At 60.4% G+C, this 1,327-nt stretch carries 1 protein-coding gene; it reads left to right on the top strand.

Annotated features, from left to right (window positions below; genetic code table 11):
• The first annotated feature begins 166 nt into the window (after positions 1 to 166).
• Positions 167 to 1,204 carry a ribonuclease Z gene (locus F6X42_RS42725; protein ID WP_187639744.1) on the top strand — a complete coding sequence of 346 codons (1,038 nt, stop codon included), beginning with the start codon at positions 167 to 169 and terminating at the stop codon, positions 1,202 to 1,204.
• The last annotated feature ends 123 nt before the right edge of the window (positions 1,205 to 1,327 follow it).

Consider the following 1,327-nt stretch of genomic DNA (forward strand, 5'->3'; position numbering starts at 1 on the left):
TCCTCGAAGTCTACTGAACACTTGCCTGAACATGCATATAGACTCGGAATTCTTCCGATAACCGCTGACGCACATCTGCAAATCGAGGCGGATGTCCGCGCCTCGATCGTCCCGGCGGTTCGGCCCGGTACGCCAACAACCATTCGTCCGTCGCGCTGACAGATCCATGCACGCCCTCTTCGAACCATGGCTTGTCAATGACGCGTTTGGCGACCCAGGTGTATACGTGGACTTTCGCGACGAGCGGCGGGGCCTCCTTTTCGATCTCGGCGATATCGCCAGGCTGCTGCCCCGCCAACTGATGCGCATATCACATGTGTTTGTCACCCATACGCACATGGACCATTTTTCGGGCTTCGATCATCTCTTGCGTGTGACGCTCGGGCGCAAGGCTGGCATCGTGATGTTTGGCGGACCCAACTTTCTTGCACAAATCGAACACAAGCTGAGCGCCTATACCTGGAACGTTGTGCATCGTTACGAGGTCGAGCTGGTGATCGACGCGCGCGAAATTGGAGTGGACGGAGGCGGGCAGCGCGCACTCTTTTCAAGTCGGCGACGGTTCGCCCCCGAAACCGTTCCATCCTTTGACCGATCAGGTGACGTGGTGTACGACGAAGCAACCTTTCGCGTACGTGGCCGCTTTGTCGATCATGGCATCCCGTGCGTTGCGTACGTGCTCGAGGAGAAGGCCCGCGTCAACGTCGCGAAGGACCGGCTCGCGGCGCTGGGGGTGTCGACGGGTGGGTGGCTGCGCGAACTGAAGCACGCGGTGCTGACCGGCGCCCCTGACGAGGCAATAATTGACATGCGGTGGCGCGACCGGCGTGGCGAGCACGCCATGACCCGGCAGGTCGGCGAACTGCGTCACCTGATTCTCGACATCGTTCCTGGGCAGCGCATTGGCTACGTAACGGACTTGCGCTACACGGAACCGAACATAGAGACGCTGTCGCAGTTGATGCACGACGTGGACCTGCTTTTTATCGAGAGCGTATTTCTTGACGAGGACAAGGCGCATGGCCTGCGCAAGAATCACCTGACGGCCCGCCAGGCCGATCTGATCGCGCGCCGGATCGGAGCCCGGGCGGTTGTGCCGTTCCACTTCTCGCCACGATACGAAGGACGCTCGGCAGCACTGATTGCAGAAGTGCAGGCGGCATGGTCCGCTACGTCGGCGCTGGTTGGCGAAAGGCCTGGTTAGACCCGGGATGCTTCACTACCGATCGCTCGCTCATCGTCCAGGGACCACTTTGGCCACCCGGCCACAATTGGTAAAGGGGAGGTTGCCCGCGACGTTGCGATCGCACAAGGTTGCAAGGTCGAA

This window comes from Paraburkholderia podalyriae (assembly GCF_014397785.1).
Lineage (GTDB): Bacteria > Pseudomonadota > Gammaproteobacteria > Burkholderiales > Burkholderiaceae > Paraburkholderia > Paraburkholderia podalyriae.

Coding starts and splice junctions, on each gene's coding strand:
- F6X42_RS42725 (WP_187639744.1), top strand. CDS start 167: ATGCACGCCCTCTTCGAACCATGGCTTGTCAATGACGCGTTTGGCGAC.